We start from the raw sequence: 22,229 nt of genomic DNA, 5'->3' as shown, positions 1-22,229 counted from the left end.
GTATTGCACGGTTTAAACCAGCCCTTCATTCGCTCGCTTTGCGAGTGGTTACATTATCCACGCTTTGGGTGATCGTGGCGCTGGTTGTTGTCGCGACATTAATCGGTTCCATTTACAAACAGGCATCAGAGCGCAATTTCGAGCGCCTGTTATGGGCGCATCTTTATAATCTGGTTGGCTCGGTCAGCGTTTCTGATAATGGTGATTTACAAGGGCGGCCTGAATTAGGTGAAATCCGTTATTCGAGCCCAACTTCTGGCTGGTATTGGGAGGTGGATTCCGTTTCTGCCAATCTGCACGGCACGCTTCATTCTTTATCACTGGGCAATCGAAAAATCGGGAAGGAAAGCTTGGTTACTTTCCCATTTGATAGCTCTTTTAAACGTACTTATCCGGCGCATGGGCCAAATGGCGAAGAGCTGTTTGTTGCGGAAACGGAAGTGGTATTAGATAGCGAAAATCGTATCGCCCGTTTCAGAGTGATGGGCAATCTGAGCGAAGTTAAGCAGGAAAACCGCGATTTTAATGCACGACTTTATAGCTACTTGGGTATTTTTGGCATTGGCAGTATTTTGATTAATGCTGCGGTGATCTTGTTTGGGTTGCGACCATTAGATCGTGTGCGTCGCTCGCTGGCGGATATTCGTGAAGGCCGAGCGCCACGTTTGACCTCTGATTTGCCGATTGAAATTGCCCCGCTTGCTCAGGAAATGAACGCACTCATTGAAAATAACGTGCGCATTATGGAGCGCTCGCGCACCCAGGTGGGTAATCTTGCACATTCGCTCAAAACGCCTTTAACCGTTTTGATGAATGAGGGCAGGGCTCTTGGAGGTGAACAAGGGCGCATTGTGACGGAACAATGCGAAGCTATGCAATTGCAAATCCAACATTATTTGCAGCGCGCTCGTATTGCAGCACAGCGCGACAGCGTGGTGTTCAGAACGCCGGTTACACCCGTTTTAGAACGGATTGACCGCGTAACGAAAAAGCTTAATCCGCAGCTTGAAGTCCGGTTTATTAATAAATTTGCTGATGCTATCTTTGCCGGTGAAAAAGAAGATCTGGAAGAAGTCATCGGTAACCTGATGGAAAATGCCGGTAAGTGGGGGCATTCACAAATTCTGATGAGTTTGCAGAAAACAGCAAATGATACCGAATTTATGATTACCATTGAGGATGATGGCCCCGGATTAGCGGCAGATAAAATGGCTGAAGCTATGCAGCGTGGTCGCCGAATTGACGAAACAAAGCCGGGAACGGGTTTAGGGCTTGCGATCGTTCAGGACACTGTGAAGGAATATGGCGGTCAATTTGTGTTGAAATCGTCACAGCTGGGCGGGCTTCGGGCACAAATAACGCTTCCTCTTGTGAAAAAGTGAATATTACCTGTTGTTTAACAAGATAAAGGCGCAATCTCTGCTATATAGAGAGGCATTGTCGTGCTTTGCTTTATAAAACTTGTAAGCAAGCTTACAGGTTGTAAGTTGGTGGGTGAAAGTCGGTGGCTATGAAAACTGCGATGTCGTTCTTTGGGCCGTTCTCCGGAAAGTTCTTTTCCGTTATCATGCTTGTTGGTGCATCGGCAGTGCTGAGCGCCTGCGGAACTGCTGGTAAAGCAGTGCCTGATTTGCGCTTGCCAAGCACAGGTTTTCAAAAAAACGACACCGGCGTCCTGAGCGAACTGGGCAATGGTTTGCTTGGTTCCAATGCGTTGCAATTAGCTGGCGAAGATCGCCGCAAAGCGCTTGAAGCTGAATATCGCGCGCTTGAATATTCTGCTGCCGGTAAGGCTGTTTCATGGAAAGCGGCTGGCGCTTCGGCATCCGGTGAAGTGGTGGCTGCACAGCCTTATCAGGTTGGCTCACAAAATTGCCGCCAATATACCCATAGCTTTAATATGAACGGCGTGCCGCAAACTGTGCGTGGCACGGCTTGCCGCAATCCGAATGGTAGCTGGACACCACTGACCTGATCATATCGGTACATTTATCTTAATTTGCGGCGAATTGACCTATTCGGTTAAAATCGCACAGTTAAGGTTGGATTTTATTATTGTTCGGCATAAGTCTGCATTATGGAATTTTGGCTTTTTTCTGCATGTTTAACCGTTATTGCGACACTGGTAGTTCTGATACCACTTTCGCGTAGCACTCACGCGTCTCAAACGGCCGATCAGAATGATCTCGAAGTCTATCGAGATCAGATGACGGAAATTGAAGCAGACGTTTCCCGTGGTATGATTGATGCACAAAGTGCAGAGCAGGCGCGACTTGAAATCGCCCGCCGCCTTTTGAAAGCAGAGAAGAAAACGTCTCTGGCACAATCGGTTAGCGACAATATCAAAGCGCATAAACTGATCGCTTTTATTTCGGTTTTGTTGGTGCCTTTATTGTCATGGGGGATTTATTCTTCCGTTGGGTCACCGGATCTGCCGTCACAACCATTGTCGCAGCGCGTTGCCAGCAATCCGGAACGCGCGCCGGTTGAAGAGCTCGTTTCGCAGGCTGAAGCGCATCTGGCGCAAAACCCGCAAGACGGACGTGGCTGGAATGTTCTGGCTCCAATTTATTTGCGTCTTGGCCGTGTTGACGAGGCCATCAATGCCTATCGCAATTCGATCCGTTTAAACGGTGAAGATTTTGCACGCAATCTGGGCTTGGCTGAATCACTGGTATTAAAATCCGGCGGTTTGGTAACAGCTGAAGCGCATGCTTTGTTTGAAAAAGCAGCAGCCCAAAATCCGGATGATTATCGCCCGCAGTTTTTCCTTGCCCGTACTTTACTGCAAGACGGCAAAAACGATGAGGCAAAAGCATTTTTGAAAGCGTTCCTGGATCGTTCAAGTGCTGATGCGCCATGGCGTGCACAGATCGAAGATGCCATTCGTCGTATCGATGACGAAACGGCACCAGCACAAGCACCTGCTACTGCAACACCGCCTGTTAAGGGGCCAAGTGCTCAGGAAGTAGAGGCCGCTGCATCCATGAGTGATGATCAGCGTAAAGAAATGATAGAAGGCATGGTTGCAGGATTGCAGGCCAAGCTGGAAGCGCAGCCTGATGATCTTGAAGGCTGGAAACGTCTGATCAGTTCCTATATGATTATGAAGAAAGCTGATGATGCAAAAGCAGCTTTGAAACAGGCCATGAAACTGTTGCCTGAAGATAAGCGCTCATTGCTGATTGCGCATGCGAAAACGTTAAATCTTGAAGTTGAGGGTGCTGAGCCATGAGTGATATTGCCGGGCGTCAACCATCCGCGGCTCCGTCTGTTGCAAAGGGCCCATCAATTGCAAAGACGATGAGCCAGCGTAAAAAAAAGCGTCTGTATCTGGTGTTGGGAGCTTTGGCTGTTCTGGGAATTGCTGTGGCCTTAATGCTGGTAGCTTTTAGTCAGGATATTCGTTTTTTCCGCACTCCAGCCGATTTGACTGAAACTGATATGACTTCCGGCTCGCGCTTTCGTCTTGGCGGTCTTGTAGAAGAAGAAAGCGTCAAACGAGACGGTACGCAGTTGCGTTTTGTGGTGACTGACACCCTTAAAACGGTTCCTGTGTTTTTTGATGGCATTGTGCCTGATCTTTTCCGTGAAGGGCAGGGCGTTGTCATTGAAGGACGCTTTGATCAAAACGGTGTTTTTCAGGCCGATAGCGTTCTTGCAAAACACGATGAAAATTACGTGCCGAAGGATCTGGCTGACAGCCTGAAAGCTAAAGGCGTCTGGAAAGAGACTGAGTAGGAATAAAAGATGAGCGTCGAAATCGGACATTTTGCGCTGGTATTAGCACTGGCGCTTTCCATCATTCAATCCGTTCTGCCGGTTATTGGCGCACGTAAAAATGACAATCGCATGATGTCGGTAGCAGCTCCCACTGCCATCGCGGCTTTTGGTATGGTAGCCCTTGCCTTTGCCATACTGACACAAGCTTATGTGGTTTCAGACTTCTCAGTTTTGAATGTGTTTGAAAACTCGCATTCTGCAAAACCGATGATTTATAAAATCAGCGGTGTTTGGGGTAATCATGAAGGCTCGATGCTGCTTTGGGTATTGATCTTAACCTTCTTCAGCGCACTGGTTGCGGCTTTCAGTGCTAATCTTCCTGACACGCTGCGCTCCAATGTGCTGGCTGTGCAGGGCTGGATTGCAACAGCATTTTTGTTGTTCATCATTTTCTCGTCCAACCCGTTTATTCGCGTCTTTCCGGTGCCTATGGAAGGTAATGACCTTAATCCTTTATTGCAGGACTTTGGTTTGGCTGTTCATCCGCCTATGCTCTATTTGGGTTATGTTGGCTTCTCGGTTTGTTTTTCCTTTGCGGTGGCGGCCCTCATGGAAGGCCGTATTGATGCAGCATGGGCGCGTTGGGTTCGTCCTTGGACATTGACTGCATGGGTTTTCCTCACCGGCGGTATTTCAATGGGCTCTTACTGGGCTTATTATGAACTCGGCTGGGGCGGCTGGTGGTTCTGGGATCCGGTGGAAAACGCATCCTTCATGCCTTGGCTGGTGGGGACAGCTTTGCTGCACTCGGCACTGGTGATGGAAAAACGTTCAGCCTTGAAAATCTGGACTGTTTTGCTGGCATTGCTGACATTTTCATTGTCATTGCTCGGTACTTTCCTTGTTCGTTCGGGCGTGTTGACCTCGGTTCACAGCTTTGCAACCGATCCAAGTCGTGGCTTGTTTATTCTTGCGATTTTGACCTTCTTCATCGGCGGTTCATTGTTCCTTTTTGCGCTTCGCGTGCAGAGCCTGACGACCGGTGGTCTGTTCCAACCGATTTCCCGTGAAGGATCATTGGTCTTTAACAACCTGTTTTTGACGACAGCGGCAGCAACCGTGCTGATCGGAACGCTCTATCCTCTGCTGCTGGAAGCCATGACCGGCGATAAGATTTCTGTTGGTGCACCATTCTTTAATATGACATTTGGTCCGCTGATGATCCCGTTGCTGATCGCCGTGCCGTTCGGCCCGTTGCTTGCGTGGAAGCGTGGGGATCTTTATGCCGTGTCGCAACGATTGATGGCGGCCTTTGCAATTACGTTGGTCGTTGTTGCATTGGTGATCTGGTTCACCCGTGGTGAATCCGTCATGGCAGCCTTCGGTATTGGTTTGGCATTCTGGGTAATTTTCGGCAGCCTGACTGATCTTTACCTGAAAGCAGGTATTGGCAAGGTTGCGCCTAAGGTTGCATTCTCGCGTTTGATTGGTCTACCGCGTTCGGTTTACGGAACTGCACTGGCACATATCGGCCTTGGTATCACTTTGCTTGGTATTGTCGGTGTCAGCACATTTGGTAATGAACGTGTGCTTACAATGGCACCCGGTGATGTTACGGAAGTTTCCAGCTACCAGCTGCGCTTTGAAGGCGTGTCGCCGGTTAGCGGTTCAAACTATACGGAAAATCAGGGTCGTTTCACGCTGCTCAATGATGCAGGCAAACCTTTAAGTACAATCATTGCTGCCAAGCGTTTTTATCCTGCACGTCAGATGCCAACAACAGAATCCGGTATCAGTACACGTGGTTTCAATCAGGTTTATGTCGCTCTTGGTGATGATGCCGCTGATGGCTCGATTGTTGTGCGCATTTGGTGGAAGCCATTTGTAACACTGATCTGGCATGGAACATTGGTAATGATGCTGGGTGGGTTTATCTCGCTTCTTGATCGCCGTCTTCGTGTCGGCGCGCCAGCGAAAAGCAAGACCAAAAACAAAGCAAACGGCAAAACAGCGGTGCGGAGTGCCTGATGCGTTTCTTGATCAATAAAAAGACGACAGCACTTCTCTTAAGCTTGTTTCTCTCTTTCCAGATTGCACCTGCATTCGCGGTTAATCCTGATGAGGTGCTGTCTGATCCGGCTCTTGAAAAGCGCGCCCGCACTTTATCGGCGGGTTTGCGCTGCATGGTCTGTCAAAATGAATCGATTGACGATTCCAATGCAGAACTTGCCCGTGATTTGCGTATTCTTGTGCGTGATCGCCTGACAGCGGGTGATAGTGATCAAGATGTTTTGGATTACGTCGTTGATCGCTATGGCGAGTTTGTTTTGCTTAAACCGCGCCTGAATACACGCACGGTTCTGCTTTGGGGCTTTCCTGTCGTATTGCTATTGATTGGTGGTGGTAGCTTATTGTTGCTATCAAAGCGTAAGAAAACGGTATCTGTTAATGATGAGCCATTGACCGAAGCTGAAGAAAAGCGACTTCAGCAGATTTTAAAAGAGAGTAAGTGAGATTTTTGCAAACCTTACCAAAATTTCATCTGTTGGAAATTGAGTGGTAAGGTTCTGCAACCTATATTGACTGACATAAGATTAAATCGGGTTCCCTCCCAAGGAGAAGATTGTGTCCATAGTCAAAAATTCTTACTTTCGTAAAAGCGTTGCCGCCATTGCATTGACTGCAACTGTGACAGGCGGCATTTTTGCTCTTCCTCCAGTTATTTCTGCCTATGCAGAACCAGTGACAGTAACCGCTGCAGCGCAGCCTGGCTTTGCTGATCTGGTAGAAAAAGTGCGCCCTGCTGTTGTCAGTGTACGGGTAAAAAGTCAGGTTCAGGCAGTAGATAATTCCGGCCCGCAGTTTTTTGGTCAGGGTTTTGACCAGCTGCCAGACGGCCATCCATTGAAGCGTTTCTTCCGTGATTTCGGCTTTGGCCCGCAGGGTGAGAAGCAGCGTCCGGAGCAGCGCAAAGGTAAACGTGGTGAAGGACGCCCAGGCCATGCCCGTCCTGTTTCACAAGGTTCTGGCTTCTTCATCTCTGAAGATGGATATGTTGTCACCAACAATCACGTCGTAACTTCCGGCGATTCTTTCTCTGTTGTTTTGGATGACGGCAAAGAACTCGACGCCAAATTGATTGGTACTGATCCGCGTACAGATTTGGCCGTTCTGAAAGTAGATGAGCCAAAAACTAAATTTACCTATGTCGCCCTTGGCGATGACAATAATGTTCGCGTAGGTGATTGGGTTGTTGCTGTGGGTAACCCGTTTGGCTTGGGTGGTACTGTAACCGCGGGTATCGTTTCGGCACGTGGCCGTGATATTGGTGCCAGCGTTTATGATGACTTCATCCAGATTGATGCGGCTGTTAACAAAGGTAATTCCGGCGGTCCGACCTTTAACTTAACCGGTCAGGTTATCGGTATTAACACTGCCATCTTCTCACCTTCAGGCGGCAGCGTTGGTATTGCTTTTGCAATCCCTGCTTCCACAGCCAAACAGGTTGTTGATCAGCTGATTAAGTCTGGCTCGGTAGAGCGTGGCTGGATTGGTGTTCAGATTCAACCTGTGAATAAGGAAATGGCTGACTCTCTTGGTCTTGCTGAAGCAAAAGGTGCAATTGTTGCTGCACCGCAGGCCGATGGTCCGGCTGCAAAGGCCGGCATTCAGGCTGGTGACGTCATCACGGCCATCAATGGTGAAACTGTTGAAGACAGCCGTGATGTAGCACGTAAGGTTGGCAATATTGCACCGAAGGAAGTTGCTGAATTTACTATTTGGCGCAACCAGAAAGCGCAAACCATCAAGGTAACCATCGGCGGTATGCCTGATGATCAGAAAAACTCTGATGGCACTGCAACGCAAACACCAAGCGAAGGTGAAACCCTTGATAGCTACGGCCTGACTGTCGTTCCATCAGAAAACAATGATGGTGTGGTCATCACTAATGTTAATCCGGACAGTGATGCAGCTGATCGCGGTATCCGCTCTGGCGATGTGATTGCTTCGGTCAATAACAAGCCGGTTAAAACGGTAAAAGATATCAACAATGCCATTGCTGAAGCAGTGAAATCCGGCAGAAAGGCTGTTTTGCTTCAGTTGCAAAACAACGATCAGAGCCGCTTCGTTGCCCTGCCTGTTGATCAGGGCTGATTGAACTGAAAATCAAATTGGCGGGCTGCGTAGCCCGCCAATATTTTATGGGGAAGGCCGGATATGAAAATTTTAGTCATTGAAGATGACAGTGAAGCTGCGCGTTATTTACAGAAAGCTTTTTCTGAAGCCGGACATGTGACTGAAATTGCCGGTGACGGCGAAACCGGTGCGGCTCTGGCTGAAACCGGTAATTATGATGTTTTGATTGTTGATCGCATGCTTCCGCGCCGTGATGGGTTATCAGTGGTGGCAGGGTTGCGGGCACAAGGCAATAAAACGCCGGTACTCATTCTTTCAGCGCTTGGGCAGGTGGATGATCGTGTGACCGGTCTTCGTGCGGGTGGTGATGATTATGTCACCAAGCCATATGCTTTTTCTGAACTTCTTGCCCGCGTGGAAGTGTTGCAGCGTCGCTCCAATCCGCGTGAAGCCGAAACAATTTACCGCGTTGGTGATCTGGAACTTGATCGCCTTTCGCATAGTGCTTGTCGTGGCGGCATTGATATTGCTTTGCAGCCGCGTGAGTTTCGCCTGCTTGAATATTTGATGCGTCATGCCGGACAGGTGGTGACACGCACAATGCTGCTGGAAAATGTCTGGGATTACCATTTTGATCCGCAGACTAATGTGATTGATGTTCACATCTCACGTTTGCGCAGCAAGATTGAAAAAGGCTTTGACCAGCCTTTGCTTCATACAATTCGCGGGGCTGGCTATATGTTGAAAGCGGAAAACGCACCGCGTGCCAAAGCTAAGTGATTATTTAAAATGAGTTGGTTTTCCGCGATTATGAAAACAACAGCAGCGCGTCTTTCTGCGCTTTATTTGCTGTTGTTTTTTGTCGGTTCAGTTGTGATCATTCTTTATATGACGACGCTTTCAGCTTCCCTGCTTGAAGGGCAGACACGTCAGGCATTGAATGAAGAAGTCATCAATATCGGCAAGACCTATAATCGCGGCGGCATTCCAGCCCTTGTGCGTAGCATTGATTATCGTTCGCGCCAGCCGGGTGCTTATCTTTATCTTGTGGCTGATGTCACTGGCCGTATTCTTGCCGGCAATGTGGAAAGCATTGAGCCGGGGGTGTTGGATACGGATGGCTTTGTTGAGCGTTCATTCCTTTATAACCGATATGGCGATCAGCTGACTGAGCGTCAGCATCGTGCCATTGCGGTGGTGATTGCATTGCCGAATGGCATGCGCGTGATGGTCGGACGTGATTTGAGCGATTCAGATCGTATTCGTGATATCATCCAGCGTTCGCTTATGCTCGCATTGGCGATCATGGGGATCGGTGCAGTTCTGATCTGGTTCTTTGTCGGGCGACAAGCGCTTAAGCGCATCGGTGATGTTTCAACCGCTTCCCAACGCATTATGGATGGTGATTTGTCTGGCCGTTTGCCGGTTAATGGTTCCGGCGATGAGTTTGACCGCCTGTCCGGCAATTTAAACATCATGTTGGCGCGTATTCAGGAGCTGAATGAGGGGCTGAAACATGTCTCAGACAATATTGCCCATGATTTGAAAACACCGCTGACAAGGTTGCGCAACCGGGCCGAGGCGGCACTTTCGGGAAAGAAGAAAACGCAGGATTACCGTGAGGCGCTGGAATCCATTATTGTTGAATCAGATCAGCTGATTTTGACCTTCAATGCTATTTTGATGATCTCGCGTCTTGAAGCTGGGTTCTCGGCAGAAAATCTTGCCGTCCAGCCAGTGGCTCCAATATTACGCGATGTGGTGGAAATGTATGAACCGGTGGCAGAGGATGCCGGTGTTCATCTGGAACTTGATGATCTAAGCGAAGCACCTATTCGCTTTAACCGTGAACTGATAGCGCAGACTATTTCCAATCTCGTTGATAATGCTATTAAATATGCGTCATCCGATGAAAAACCTGCCAAGGTACATGTCGGTATGGATGTGGATGACAAGCTGTTGCGTATTTTTGTCGCCGATAATGGTCCAGGCATTGCCGCTGATATGCGCGAGAAGGTGACAGAGCGATTTGTGCGTTTGGAAGAAAGCCGCACACAACCAGGTTCTGGGCTTGGATTAAGCCTTGCCAAGGCGGTTATGAAATTGCACGGTGGCAGCCTGACACTGGAAGATAATGTTTTATCTGAAGGTGAGGGCGGATTGCGTGTGGTTCTGGAGTTCCCGCGTCATTCGGAGAGCTGAATCTTGAGCATAATTTGGTGATGAATGGCATCAGACACGGCAGGGCATTTATTTTTTCATCGGTTGCAGCGTGTTCTGACACCGGTCGATGAGCAGGCAGCGCAGCAATATTTAAATGAGCTGCAAAAGCGTGCCGAAGAAGAAAACCTTGTCGGGTTGAAAGCATTACTGGCCGATGAAAGCGCTGCCGGTTTTATTGGCTCTGTGCTTGATCTATCCCCTTATATCCGGGACTATTTGCTGCGGTTTCCGGAAGTTTTAGCAAAGTTAGATAGCACTTCACCAGAATTGATTTTGAGTGATATCTTTGCGGATATTAAACAATGCGGCATCGGTGAGGGTGCGACTGAAAACAGCCTGATGGCTGGTTTGAGACGCGGTAAAAACAAAGCGCATGTGTTGATCGCACTTTGTGATCTGGCAGGACTTTTCAATACAGCGGCAACGACCCAATGGATCACTGATTTAGCAGAAATCTGCCTTGGCGCGACTGTGCGTTTTTTGTTGCGGGATGCCGCGGCCAAAGGCAAAATCACATTGTCCGATCCGGATAATCCAGAAAAGAATTGTGGCTGGATTGTTTTGGCGATGGGCAAGTTTGGTGCTTGCGAGCTTAATTATTCCTCTGATATTGATCTGATTATCCTGATTGACGAGCAAAGTCCTTTTATCGGTGATCCTTATGAATGCGTTGAAACATTTTCACGCCTTGCCCGACGTTTGCTGCGCATCATGCAGGAGCGCACAGTGGATGGATATGTTTTCCGAACGGATTTGAGATTACGCCCCGATCCGGGTTCAACACCGCTGGCCATTCCGTTTGGCTTTGCTCTGCATTATTATGAAGGGCGCGGACAGAACTGGGAACGTGCCGCGATGATCAAAGCGCGTCCTGTCGCGGGTGATATCAAAGCTGGTAATGCTTTCTTGCAAGAGCTTTCCCCTTATATCTGGCGCAAATATCTTGATTATGCAGCGATTGCAGATGTTCATTCCATCAAGCGGCAAATCCATGCCCATAAAGGGCATGGCCATATTGCGATTCACGGACATAATGTAAAATTGGGTCGTGGTGGTATTCGCGAGATTGAGTTTTTTGTGCAAACGCAGCAGCTGATTGCTGGCGGACGTTTTCCGCAATTGCGTGGCTCGCAAACCATTGCGATGCTGCAAACACTAGCAGAATTCGGCTGGATTACTTTGCAGGCACGCGATGATCTGACAGCGCAATATAGTTTCTTGCGCGATGTGGAACATCGCATTCAGATGGTGAATGATGAGCAAAGCCATACATTGCCTGAAGATGATGAAGGGTTGGCACGCATTGCCCATCTGATGGGGTATGCTGATGTTTCAACCTTCACCAAAAACCTGCTGCATTGTCTGAAGACAGTTGAGAAACATTATGCTGTGCTTTTTGAAAAAGCTGCTGAGCTTGGCAATGATGCGGGCAATTTAGTTTTTACCGGTGAGGATGATGATCCGGGTACGATTGAAACTCTGTCAAAAATGGGGTTCCAGCGGCCCTCCGACATTTGCAGAATTATAAGGGGCTGGCATTTTGGCCGCTACCGCGCCACGCAATCGGCAGAAGCGCGTGAGCGTTTGACAGAACTCACTCCGGCCTTGTTGCAAGCTTTTGCGGAAACCAAACAGGCCGATGATACATTAGTACGCTTTGATAGTTTCCTGCAAGGTTTGCCTGCTGGTATTCAGCTTTTTTCACTTTTACAAACCAATCCGCGTTTGTTGAACCTGCTGGTGCTAGTAATGAGTGTTGCGCCACGAATGGCGGATATTATCACCCGTAAACCGCATATTTTTGACGGGTTGCTGGATCCGGCAATTTTTGCCGAAATGCCGACGCTGAACTATCTGGAAACGCGGCTCAAAGCCTTTTTGGGTTCAGCCAATATCTATGAAGATATCTTGGATCGTTTGCGCATTTTTGCTGCCGAACATCGCTTTTTGATTGGTATCCGCTTATTGACCGGCGCCATTGACGGGATGCGGGCGGGGAAAGCCTTTTCTGATCTGGCAGAGCTGATGATTACGCGTGCTATGGAGGCTGTCGAAGAAGAGTTCGGCAGACGACACGGCAAGATTGCAGGTGGAAAAACCACCGTGCTTGCGATGGGGAAACTCGGCAGTCGTGAATTGACCGGCAGCTCGGATGTCGATTTGATCTTGCTTTATGATCACCCCGAAGAGGTTGAATATTCGGATGGTGAAAAACCATTACATGTGTCGCAATATTATATGCGTATGACACAGCGCTTGGTAGCGGCCTTATCTGCGCCGACTGCGGAAGGCATTTTATATCAGGTGGATTTACGTTTGCGACCATCCGGTAATAAAGGGCCTGTTGCAACACATGTGAGTTCTTTTGATAAATATCAGCGACAGGAGGCGTGGACATGGGAGCATATGGCACTCACCCGTGCGCGGCCTATCGCAGGTGATGAAGAGCTAACCTTACGGGTTGAGAACATCATCGGCGATGTTTTGTCGATGCCTCGTGATGGCGCTAAAATTGCTGAAGATGTTCAAAAAATGCGCCGCCTAGTGGAGGAAGAAAAACCTGCACGTCACATTTGGAATTTTAAATTAAAAACCGGCGGTATGATGGATTTAGAATTCATCGCCCAATATGCCGTATTAACGGGGCAGGTAACTGTGAAGCCGTCTGGTATGACGACACAGGCCATTTTAAACCACATGAAGCCGGAATTTGCCTCTGCGGATATGCGCGAAAAGCTTACGGAAATCTGTCAGCTTTACACCAATTTAAGCCAGACCATTCGTCTGTGCTTAGGCGATGATTTCAATCCTGAAGAATTCCTGCCCGGCATGGTCGAGCTTTTGTGTCAGGTTGCACAATTGCCGGATTTACGTGTGCTGGAATATCAGCTGAATGAATATTCAGCTGATGCCCGAGCAGCTTTTACGCAGCTTGTGTGATTTCGTTTTGAGCTGAGCGGTCAGGGATACGCACGCAAACAATGGTGCCAACACCTTGGGTGGAGCGGATACGCAGCGTGCCGCCATGCAGCTCAGCCAGTGAGCGAGAAATCGCAAGGCCAAGGCCAGAACCTGTATGAGACTTAGTGAACTGGTTTTCCACCTGTTCGAATGGCTGACCGATTTTCTTCAATGCTGATTTCGGAATACCGCAGCCGGTATCTTGAATGGTGATGAAAAGAGCTGCCTGTGTTTGATGTGCGCGCACAGTAATATGACCGTCATAGCCGGTAAATTTGACCGCGTTGGACAACAGGTTGATCAGAATTTGTTTAACAGCGCGACGATCAGCGTGCAGTGCCAGACGATCAGCAATTTGGGTGTGAACCTGAATATGCTTCTCTTCTGCCTGTAGCGAAATCATACGAACAGTTTCGTTAATCAGCGGGCAGAGATCAATCTTTTCATGGTCGAGCGAGAACTGACCAGCTTCAATTTTCGACATATCCAGAATGTCGTTGATCACGTTCAGCAGATAGTTGCCGCTTGAATGAATATCATTGATATACTCTTCATAGCGGTCGGAACCGAGCGGGCCAAAGGTGCCGGCCTGAATCATTTCTGAGAAGCCGATGATGGCATTCAAAGGTGTGCGCAGCTCGTGAGACATATTAGCAAGGAACTCGGACTTGGCGCGGTTTGCGCCTTCTGCACGTTCTTTTTCAGCGGCATATTTGCGTGCCAATTCAGACAATTCGCGGACACGGTCTTTTTCGCCTTTACGGGCAACTGAAAGGTCGTGAATGGTCGCCATCAGACGGCCTTCACTTTCAACCATGCGCTCCTGATGCAGCTTCAGCTGCGTAATATCGGTTGCGATCGAAACCAATCCGCCATCTTGTGTCGGGCGTTCGTTAACCTGTAGCCAGCGGCCGTCACTCAATTGACGTTCATAGGTTTCGGCACCAGCACGATTATGTTCGTTGGCCATACGGCGTTCAAATGCGACAGGGCGGATTAATGGCTCGATTTGCTGGCGGATTACGCCAGGTCGCAAAGCGGAAGCTTCAAGTCCGGCATATTCATTATACTTGGAATTGGACATTACCAGACGGTCTTTAGCATCCCAGAGAACGAAGGCCTCGGAAATATTTTCAATCGCTTCACGGATGCGCATGTCCGCTTCTGCAGTAGCTTGCGCAAAGCGATGCTGTTCACTGACGTCAAATGCGATACCAACCAGATGCGGGTCGCCTTCGGTGGCAACTTCTGCACGCACCCGCATCCACACCCAAGAGCCATCAGCATGGCGCATACGCAAAACCTTGTCGACTTGCGAGATTTCACCGGCGACAGCCTGTTTGGCAATATCATAAAGATCGCCGTCATCAGGATTAACAATGGCTGCTACGGCACCAAATGCCAAAATGCTGTCTTGCGATTCATAGCCGAGCATCTCGTACATGGAGCGCGACCAATAGATGCGGCCGCGCACCATATCCCAATCCCACAAGCCACAACGGCCGCGAGCAAGCGCCATATCAATGCGCCACTGAATCTGTTGAGAAAGATCATCAGCTTCACGCGCACGCGCCGCCTGACTGAAATAGGCGTAAAGAATGGCAAGCATAACACCGGAGGTGCCTGCAAAAAGTGTCAGGTTCAGCGAAGCTGTTTTACGCCATTCAGCAAAAATGGTTTGCTTTGGCTCATAAGCCAGCACGGACAGGTTACGCATGAAAGTTGGATGGGTGAGGGAGGCAAAGCTTGTTTCACCATCAATGCCGACTTCCATAACGCCCGCTTTATCGCCAAAAAGCAACAAAGGTTGGCTTTCAGAAACCTGTTCGTCAATGTTTTTCAAACCACTGGTGTGCAGGCCTGAGCCGGTCATTACCTGATTGTTTTCATCCGCAACAACCAAAGAAATGGCATCGCTGATATGCAATGCGGAGCGCGCTTCATTCAGCATTGTTTGAATGGCAGCAGCATCAGGTGCATCATGGGACTGGCTGGTGAAATTCGCACGATCTATATGCGCACTCACCTGCAAACTTGCCAATGCAATGGCAGAGCGGCTGCTGCGCTCGATGTCATCGCGCCACGCCAGCAAGGAAAACAGGCGGGCAACTGCAAGAATAATCAGGAAAGAAATAATCAGGACCGGAACGATGCGCCGCAGCGTTGGTTCAAAGGATGCAAACTTGCGATAGGCAGGACCTGCCAGCAAGCTGACATGAGCAGAAAGACCACCTTTTTTTAGTTTCGGCCGTGCAGAAGAATTCTTCCCCATCGGCTCGCCATAGGCGTCCGTCCTAGCCATCGAGGCTCCCCATAAAAACAACAACACTGAAAGTGATTCGCGACGCAACACACTCGCTAACCTAATGAATCAAAAGTGATTCGTGCTGTCCAGTCCTTTTGCTAATTATTTCTTAAATTTGATTCGTTTTTTGAGAAACGGGACTAAAATGATTCTCTTTTGTGGCTCACGGCCCATCTAAGTCTCAGTCCGTTCTTAATCATTGAAATAAACGCTTCATCAACTATAGCGCGGATTTGATAATATATTTTTAATGCTTCCGGCGAAGGCACCAAAAAATACTCAATCTGCAGCATATCGAACTGGTTTTCGTTTAAAATCAGGCCTATGAGTAGAAAAGGTTCTGAACTTGTTTTCTGCATGATTATAAAGGATTCGCGTATTGAGCGCCCCTTCGCAACCGTCCGTGAGCTCCGATCTGGATTACTCTCGCCCGATGTTGGGCATTGGGTTTAAAATAGCATCAGTTTCGGTTTTTGTTGCGATGTCGACCTTGCTGAAAGCAACGGATGATATTCCGGTGGGGCAGCTGGTATTCTTCCGCTCTTTCTTCGCTATATTCTCTATTCTGTTTTATCTGTGGTGGCGCGGTCAGCTTCAGGGTGCCTTCAGAACCAAAGAACCAGCCAGCCATGTTTGGCGTGGTTTGGTTGGTGTGTCAGCTATGTTTTGCAGTTTTTTTGCGCTGACAAAATTGCCGCTGCCTGAATCTGTTGCCATTAACTACGCATCTCCTTTGATTGCTGTGATGCTCAGTGCTGTGGTTTTGAAAGAGTTCGTCGGCATTTATCGCTGGAGCGCTGTTTTTGTTGGCCTCATTGGCGTTTTGATCGTCATCTGGCCGCGTATGAGCATTTTTACGACAGGCCAGATAGGGCAGGAAGAGGCGTTTGGTGCGCTTGCGGCGCTAACAGGCGCGGCATTGGCGGCTGTTGCCATGGTGCTGGTCAGACGCCTTGTTAAAAAAGAGCGTACCTCGACAATCGTGATTTATTTCACTCTGACCTCAACCGTTGCAGGCTTTCTCACGCTGCCATTTGGCTGGGTGATGCCAAACTTACACCAATTGATCATGTTGATCTGTGCAGGTTTGGCAGGAGGAATTGCACAAATCTTGCTGACGGAATCTTATCGTCATGCGCCGATGTCGACGATTGCACCGTTTGAATATACATCAATGGTACTTAGTCTCATCATTGGCTTTTTGATTTTTGGAGATATACCAACCGTTACTATGCTGATTGGTAGTGCTATTGTGATGATGGCGGGTATCTTCGTGATCTTGCGTGAGCGTAAATTGGCAATTCCTCCGCAAAAATCAAACTCACCGCAAACTATTCCATGATTTGTTTGAGTTTGATCTTACGCGCCCAATTCTTGTAGTTTGGTTTTAACGCTTAACAAGTCCTGCCATGCAAAGCGCTTTTGTGCAGGACTGCGCAACAGATAGGCCGGATGCAGGCTTGGCATAACAGGTATTTGCACGCCTGCTGCCGTTGCATGGGACAACCAGTTCCCTCTTACCCGCAAAATAGTATCGGCAGAATTCGTGAGTAATTTGGTGGCAGGGCCACCAAAGCTGACAATAATTTTCGGGTTTGCCAATGCAATCTGCCGTTCGATAAATGGCTGGCAGAGTTCAATTTCCAACGGTGTCGGAATGCGATTGCCCGGTGGTCGCCAGCAAATCATATTGGCAAGGTAGGTTTGTTCGCGGGTGAGGCCGATTGCACTGAGCATATTGTCAAACAACTGACCGGTACGCCCTGCAAATGGCAGGCCTTCCATATCTTCATCGCGCCCCGGCACATCACCGACAAACATAATCGCAGCATCAGGATTGCCGTCTTCAAAGCACAGATTTTTGGCGGTGAACTTCAGTCCGCAACCATCAAAAGCGGTAAGACGTTCGCGCAATTCCTGCAATGTATTGGCACTAGCCGCACTTTCGCGCGCCAGCGCAATTTGCTGCGCGTCCGGCACTGTTTGACTTGTGTTTGGTGCAAAGGCCGGTGGTGGAGCTGATCGGGCTGCTGGTGCAGCATTTGCCGGCCGTTGATTGGCTTGTGTTTGGCGCGGCGCATTTTGCGGCTGTCTTTGTGCCGTCATCTGGCTGAGCTGTTCTTTGCGCAGGCTTTCGGCTTTTTCGGAGGCTGCAAACTGATCCACGGGTTCTTCAGATAAAGCTATGTCCAAGCCGGATTCTGCATAAAAATGCAGCAGCTCATCCATATCATATGTGATTTGTCCGGCAGTCATCAGTTTGGATCTCCAAAGCTGTCTATAGTCAGGGGGTCGCAAATTCTGTGCGTTAATGCAAGCGCAACCTGTCCGTTGAGAGAAAAGTAATATCTTTAATGAGACATGAGGTAAATGTGTCTGTACTGTTTAATGCGGACGTTAGGACGCATAGGCGATTAATTCTAATTTTGCGATACCGTTGGTACAAAAAACAAAACAGCCTGACGATGCTGCCCGCACAGGGCGCAGACGACAAGAAAATAAATCGGAGGCGTAAATGACCGAAGCTGCTGAACTGCCTGAACGCGAGAGCATGGAATTTGATGTTGTTATCGTGGGGGCAGGGCCTGCCGGATTGGCTGCGGCTATTCGCTTAAAACAATTATCGCCTGATTTATCTGTGGTTGTGCTGGAAAAAGGTGCCGAAGTTGGCGCACATATTTTGTCCGGTGCGGTGGTTGATCCTGTCGGTATCGACAAGCTCATCCCTGATTGGCGCGATGATCCTGATCATCCGTTTAAAACACCTGTGACGGCGGATCATTTTCTTCTGCTCGGGCCGGCAGGTTCGGTGCGATTGCCTAATATGCTGATGCCGCCTTTGATGAATAATCATGGCAATTATATTGTATCGCTTGGCAATGTCGCGCGTTGGCTGGCAGCGCGTGCTGAAGCGCTGAGTGTTGAAATCTATCCGGGCTTTGCAGCAACGGAAATGCTCTACGATGAAAATGGCGCGGTCAACGGTGTGGCGACCGGTGATATGGGCATTGAAAAAGATGGCACGCATGGGCCCAATTACACCCGTGGCATGGCCTTGATGGGCAAATTTGTGCTCATCGGTGAAGGCGCGCGCGGTTCACTGGCAAAACAGCTGATTGCGCATTTCAAACTGGATGCGGAGCGTGAGCCTGCCAAATATGGTATCGGGCTTAAAGAGCTGTGGCAGGTTGATCCTGCCAAACATAAATTGGGCTTGGTGCAGCATTCGTTTGGCTGGCCGCTTGATATGAAAACCGGTGGCGGCTCTTTCCTGTATCATCTGGAAGATAATATGGTGGCGGTGGGCTTTGTCGTTCATCTGAACTATAAAAACCCATATCTTTCGCCATTTGAAGAGTTTCAGCGATTTAAAACGCATCCTGCCATTAAGGATGTGTTTGAAGGTGCCAAGCGTGTTTCTTATGGTGCTCGTGCTATTACCGAGGGTGGCTGGCAATCTGTACCAAAACTTTGTTTCCCGGGTGGCGCATTGCTTGGTTGTTCGGCAGGGTTTGTGAATGTGCCACGCATTAAAGGCAGTCATAATGCGGTGCTTTCAGGCATACAGGCGGCAGAAAGCGTAGTGGCGGCACTTGAAAATGGCCGAGCCAATGATGAGCTGCTGGACTATGAAAATGGCTGGCGCAGCAGCGATATTGGCAAAGATCTGAAAAAAGTACGCAATGTTAAGCCGCTCTGGTCGAAGTTTGGTACACTTGTTGGTGTCGGGCTTGGTGCTTTGGATATGTGGACGAACACATTGTTTGGTGCTTCTTTGTTTGGCACGTTGAAGCACGGTAAAACCGATGCTTCTTCTTTGGAGCCTGCGGCCAAGCATAAGAAAATCGACTATCCGAAACCTGATGGTGTGCTGACATTTGACCGTTTGTCATCCGTGTTTCTCTCTAATACCAATCATGAAGAAAATGAGCCTGTGCACCTGTTGGTGCAGAATATGGCTTTGCAAGCGACATCAGAGCTTGGTGTCTATGGCGGGCCATCGGCTCGTTATTGCCCTGCGGGTGTTTATGAATGGGTAGAGAAGGATGGGCAGGAAACTTATGTGATCAATGCGCAGAATTGCGTTCACTGTAAAACCTGCGATATCAAAGACCCGAACCAGAATATCAATTGGGTACCGCCACAAGGCGGCGAAGGACCCGTCTACGCCAATATGTAAATATTGGTTGGAAGCCGTGCCGGCTCATTTTTTGAAACAAAATTGGCTGTCTGGCCGCCAATGAGACTTTGAGATTTGCTCAATAAAAATGCCGCGGTCAGGCGTTCTGACCGCGGCTTTTTTGTAGTTCAGTAAAGCTTATGAAGTGCCTTTGAGACGGGCATTGCAGAGGCTGTAGTAACCGCCGCCTTTTTGAATCCATTTCAGGCCATTTAGCGCATTTTTGTCTTTAAGCGCATGGTACTGCTCAAGGCATGTATGCATACGTGCTTTGCCCGCACTTTCGTTCGAGAACTTTGCTGAAACATTTTTCGGGAAAGTAACGCCGCGCGGTGCTGCTGTGGTTGGTGCTGCTGGCTCACGGTCACCATCAGTGCTCAAAGCAGTAAGATCAGCGCCCGGGCCACATTCTGCTTTGCGGAAATCGTTCCATTTCATGCCATTATCAACGCCGGCATCTTTTGCGGCCTGATATTTAGCACCGCATTGCTGCATGGTCAGGCTTTTAGGTTCAGTTGCTGCCGCTTTGGCAGGCTTTTTAGCTGGAGCCTCTTTTTGAGATTTTGCAGCCTTGGCTGGTGCTTCTGCCGGAGTGTCGCTGCCACATTGAGCTTTACGATAATCATTCCAGTTGAGGCCACCTAAGGTGCCTGCATCTTTCGCAGCCTGATATTTTGCACTGCATTCCTGCATGGTCAACGCATTTGCAGGGGCAGTGGTTGCCATCGCTGCGATAGTCGCCACCAAGGCTGTGCCAGCCAAACCGGCCAGTGAACGAATAAGCATAATAAAACTCCTGTTTTAAATTGCCGATATTATATGTGCTTATCGTCCAGAACGACAAGATAGTCAGACGTTAAATTCAATAATATATGCTGTTTTTCTATGAATTTTATTAAACAGAATTATGCATCCGTCGCTCAACTATAAGTATTAAGTGCCTTTTATAAAATATATGCAGCATTCTTAATGCATGGTCATCCATTTGCGCGCTTCACGCAACGCAGTTGCCAGTTCTGTTTTGGACATGGTGCCTGCCAGTTGGGTGCGCATGTCTGCTGCCTGTTTGTGGCCGCGAATGGCTGCAATATTCAACCATTTGTGCGCTTCAATAACATTGATGTCGCAATCGCGACCGGTGGCGTACATGACGCCCATTTCGAAGAGAATTTGCTCTTCCGTGACAATGTCGTCTTCTTCAGCGGATTTTTCAAACTGTGCCATTGTTCTCAATTCCTGTTTTACAACTAAGCGTGGGGCATGCATTGTTGTTTGACAGGCTGATCATAAAGGGCAGGGTTTAAACTGGCGGTTAAATGACATGCTTAATACAAAGTGAGCAAAATATCGTGGCCGGAAAGCCACAGCTCTGATTCAAGGCAGCTGTGGCCCGAGAGGCTTGGGTTGCTCGGGCAGAGAAAAAAGCGCCACATGAATATTCATATGGCGCTTTAAAAAAATCATGAAATGACGGACGAATTATTTGGCTTTTTGACCAAACAAAATATTTTGTGCCTGTTTATCTGTGGCAAGATTGGACTTTTCACGCTCAGCTTTGCCAAGTTCCATGCCGCGTTGCACTGCCGGACGGGTAAGCATCAGCTCATACCAACGCTTCAGGTTAGGGAAATCTTCCAGCTTTTGATCATAGTTTTTGTATGCGCTAATCCAGCCGACACATGCCATATCAGCGATGGAATAGTCACCGGCAATATAGTCTTTACCTTCCAGCTGACGGTTTAACACGCCATAAAGACGGTTAACTTCATTGGTGTAGCGGTCAATGCCATATTGCACTTTTTCAGGTGCATAAACACGGAAGTGACCTGCCTGGCCGGACATAGGGCCAAGTCCGCCCATCTGCCACATCAACCATTCATCAACGGCCACACGAGCGCGTTCGTTCTCCGGATAGAAGCGGTTAAACTTACGGCCGAGATATTGCAGGATTGCAGCTGATTCAAAAACAGAAATCGGCTGGCCATCAGGACCTTCCGGATCAATAATCGCTGGCATACGGTTATTCGGCGCAATTTTCAAAAAAGATGGCTCGAACTGATCACCTTTGCCGATATTGATATATTTGACCTCGTAAGGAATGCCCAATTCCTCCAGCATAATGCTGATTTTCCAGCCATTGGGTGTCGGCCAATAATAAAGCTCAATAGGTTTGGTTTGCGTGGTCATAAGGAACTCCCGATTATGGCTGTGATATAGTTTGAACATATGCCTTGGATTTTATCCTGCAAGGGGCGCTCACAAGTTTTTCGGCGTATTAATCAATATGAATGCTGCATGAATGGCGGCCTCAGGGAAGGTTCAGTCCGATTTTCTATGATGTTCCCATATCGTCAAAGAAGGGGATCAACATGCTAAACAAATCTGTTATCGCCATATTGCTATTTGCAGGGATTGTACTGGTTTCGCTCAGCACTGTCGGTAAATTTGATCAGGGCATTCAACAGCTCGCCATGAACACCGTGAAGGTGCTGCCATGATGAGCTCTGTCTTCACTTACTTTGCTTTGATGGTTCGTATGATGATTTTTTGCACGGTCTTTATCGGCCCGCCAGCATCATTTGCTTTGTTAAATTCGGCTTATCCGCCAAAAATCAGCGCTGCCGGACTGGTTATTTTTGTTAGTCTGCAACGCGCTGCATAAAAATATACTTCTATATACTCCCAGTTGTCACTCGACTC

General features: G+C 48.6%; 18 protein-coding genes and 2 pseudogenes. 14 read left to right on the top strand and 6 right to left on the bottom strand.

The features are described from left to right. Positions 1-74 precede the first annotated feature (74 nt). From ABDZ76_RS01610 to ABDZ76_RS01565, 10 genes are all read left to right on the top strand, one after another. A complete protein-coding gene (locus tag ABDZ76_RS01610; RefSeq protein WP_343802911.1) occupies positions 75-1,382 on the top strand; it encodes an ATP-binding protein in 1,308 nt (435 codons plus the stop codon). 140 nt (positions 1,383-1,522) lie between these two features. Then, positions 1,523-1,975 carry a hypothetical protein gene (locus tag ABDZ76_RS01605; RefSeq protein ID WP_374844547.1) on the top strand — a complete coding sequence of 151 codons (453 nt, stop codon included), beginning with the start codon at positions 1,523-1,525 and terminating at the stop codon, positions 1,973-1,975. Positions 1,976-2,077: 102 nt separating this feature from the next. Continuing rightward, positions 2,078-3,235 carry a c-type cytochrome biogenesis protein CcmI gene (gene ccmI, locus ABDZ76_RS01600; RefSeq protein WP_343800367.1) on the top strand — a complete coding sequence of 386 codons (1,158 nt, stop codon included), beginning with the start codon at positions 2,078-2,080 and terminating at the stop codon, positions 3,233-3,235. A gap of 68 nt (positions 3,236-3,303) precedes the next feature. Next, the gene (ccmE, locus tag ABDZ76_RS01595) at positions 3,304-3,741 is read left to right on the top strand and encodes a cytochrome c maturation protein CcmE (RefSeq protein ID WP_343802905.1); all 438 of its coding nucleotides are present in this window, start codon (positions 3,304-3,306) and stop codon (positions 3,739-3,741) included. Positions 3,742-3,750: 9 nt separating this feature from the next. Beyond that, positions 3,751-5,751, top strand: a complete 2,001-nt coding sequence (locus tag ABDZ76_RS01590; protein ID WP_343800364.1) for a heme lyase CcmF/NrfE family subunit — start codon at positions 3,751-3,753, stop codon at positions 5,749-5,751. Then, a complete protein-coding gene (locus ABDZ76_RS01585; RefSeq protein ID WP_343800362.1) occupies positions 5,751-6,236 on the top strand; it encodes a cytochrome c-type biogenesis protein in 486 nt (161 codons plus the stop codon). Before ABDZ76_RS01590 ends, ABDZ76_RS01585 begins: the two co-directional genes overlap by 1 nt. Before the next feature lie 112 nt (positions 6,237-6,348). Beyond that, positions 6,349-7,878 carry a Do family serine endopeptidase gene (locus ABDZ76_RS01580; RefSeq protein ID WP_343800359.1) on the top strand — a complete coding sequence of 510 codons (1,530 nt, stop codon included), beginning with the start codon at positions 6,349-6,351 and terminating at the stop codon, positions 7,876-7,878. A 63-nt stretch (positions 7,879-7,941) separates the two neighbouring features. Continuing rightward, the gene (locus ABDZ76_RS01575) at positions 7,942-8,640 is read left to right on the top strand and encodes a response regulator transcription factor (RefSeq protein WP_343800356.1); all 699 of its coding nucleotides are present in this window, start codon (positions 7,942-7,944) and stop codon (positions 8,638-8,640) included. A gap of 9 nt (positions 8,641-8,649) precedes the next feature. Further along, positions 8,650-10,062 carry a sensor histidine kinase gene (locus ABDZ76_RS01570; RefSeq protein WP_343800353.1) on the top strand — a complete coding sequence of 471 codons (1,413 nt, stop codon included), beginning with the start codon at positions 8,650-8,652 and terminating at the stop codon, positions 10,060-10,062. Between the two features lie 24 nt (positions 10,063-10,086). Further along, entirely contained in the window at positions 10,087-13,023 is a 2,937-nt protein-coding gene (locus tag ABDZ76_RS01565) for a bifunctional [glutamine synthetase] adenylyltransferase/[glutamine synthetase]-adenylyl-L-tyrosine phosphorylase (protein ID WP_343800350.1), read from the top strand. Here ABDZ76_RS01565 and ABDZ76_RS01560 read toward each other — a convergent pair. Beyond that, a pseudogene (locus ABDZ76_RS01560) lies at positions 13,007-14,857 on the bottom strand (PAS domain-containing sensor histidine kinase); the annotation flags it as partial. The gene ABDZ76_RS01565 and the pseudogene ABDZ76_RS01560 sit on opposite strands and share 17 nt — an antisense overlap. 248 nt (positions 14,858-15,105) lie before the next feature. After that, positions 15,106-15,346 (bottom strand): annotated as a pseudogene (locus ABDZ76_RS17665) (PAS domain-containing sensor histidine kinase); the annotation flags it as partial. A 436-nt stretch (positions 15,347-15,782) separates the two neighbouring features. Between ABDZ76_RS17665 and ABDZ76_RS01555 the strand changes: the two are divergent. After that, the gene (locus tag ABDZ76_RS01555; protein WP_343802902.1) at positions 15,783-16,691 is read left to right on the top strand and encodes a DMT family transporter; all 909 of its coding nucleotides are present in this window, start codon (positions 15,783-15,785) and stop codon (positions 16,689-16,691) included. 17 nt (positions 16,692-16,708) lie between these two features. Here the strand turns inward: ABDZ76_RS01555 and ABDZ76_RS01550 are convergent, their stop codons facing one another. Beyond that, the gene (locus ABDZ76_RS01550) at positions 16,709-17,605 is read right to left on the bottom strand and encodes a uracil-DNA glycosylase (protein WP_343800345.1); all 897 of its coding nucleotides are present in this window, start codon (positions 17,603-17,605) and stop codon (positions 16,709-16,711) included. A 259-nt stretch (positions 17,606-17,864) separates the two neighbouring features. Between ABDZ76_RS01550 and ABDZ76_RS01545 the strand changes: the two genes are divergently transcribed. After that, on the top strand, positions 17,865-19,529 hold the full coding sequence (locus tag ABDZ76_RS01545) for an electron transfer flavoprotein-ubiquinone oxidoreductase (protein WP_343800343.1): 1,665 nt from the start codon (positions 17,865-17,867) through the stop codon (positions 19,527-19,529). A gap of 138 nt (positions 19,530-19,667) precedes the next feature. On the opposite strand, the gene ABDZ76_RS01540 is transcribed toward ABDZ76_RS01545, so the two are convergent. From ABDZ76_RS01540 to ABDZ76_RS01530, 3 genes are all read right to left on the bottom strand, one after another. Continuing rightward, positions 19,668-20,315 (bottom strand): antifreeze protein, encoded by a 648-nt coding sequence (locus ABDZ76_RS01540; protein WP_343800341.1) that lies wholly within the window; start codon positions 20,313-20,315, stop codon positions 19,668-19,670. Positions 20,316-20,495: 180 nt separating this feature from the next. Next, on the bottom strand, positions 20,496-20,753 hold the full coding sequence (locus ABDZ76_RS01535; RefSeq protein WP_343800339.1) for an SEL1-like repeat protein: 258 nt from the start codon (positions 20,751-20,753) through the stop codon (positions 20,496-20,498). A gap of 255 nt (positions 20,754-21,008) precedes the next feature. Then, on the bottom strand, positions 21,009-21,716 hold the full coding sequence (locus ABDZ76_RS01530; RefSeq protein ID WP_343800337.1) for a glutathione S-transferase family protein: 708 nt from the start codon (positions 21,714-21,716) through the stop codon (positions 21,009-21,011). Positions 21,717-21,898: 182 nt separating this feature from the next. Between ABDZ76_RS01530 and ABDZ76_RS01525 the strand changes: the two genes are divergently transcribed. Further along, positions 21,899-22,027 carry a hypothetical protein gene (locus tag ABDZ76_RS01525; RefSeq protein WP_343800335.1) on the top strand — a complete coding sequence of 43 codons (129 nt, stop codon included), beginning with the start codon at positions 21,899-21,901 and terminating at the stop codon, positions 22,025-22,027. Then, a complete protein-coding gene (locus tag ABDZ76_RS01520; protein ID WP_343800333.1) occupies positions 22,024-22,191 on the top strand; it encodes a hypothetical protein in 168 nt (55 codons plus the stop codon). Before ABDZ76_RS01525 ends, ABDZ76_RS01520 begins: the two co-directional genes overlap by 4 nt. Positions 22,192-22,229: the final 38 nt, after the last annotated feature.

The sequence above is a fragment of the Paenochrobactrum glaciei genome (assembly GCF_039522165.1).
Lineage (GTDB): Bacteria > Pseudomonadota > Alphaproteobacteria > Rhizobiales > Rhizobiaceae > Paenochrobactrum > Paenochrobactrum glaciei.
Note: the sequence above shows the minus strand (reverse complement) of the source record. Positions and strands in the feature narration are given on the sequence as shown.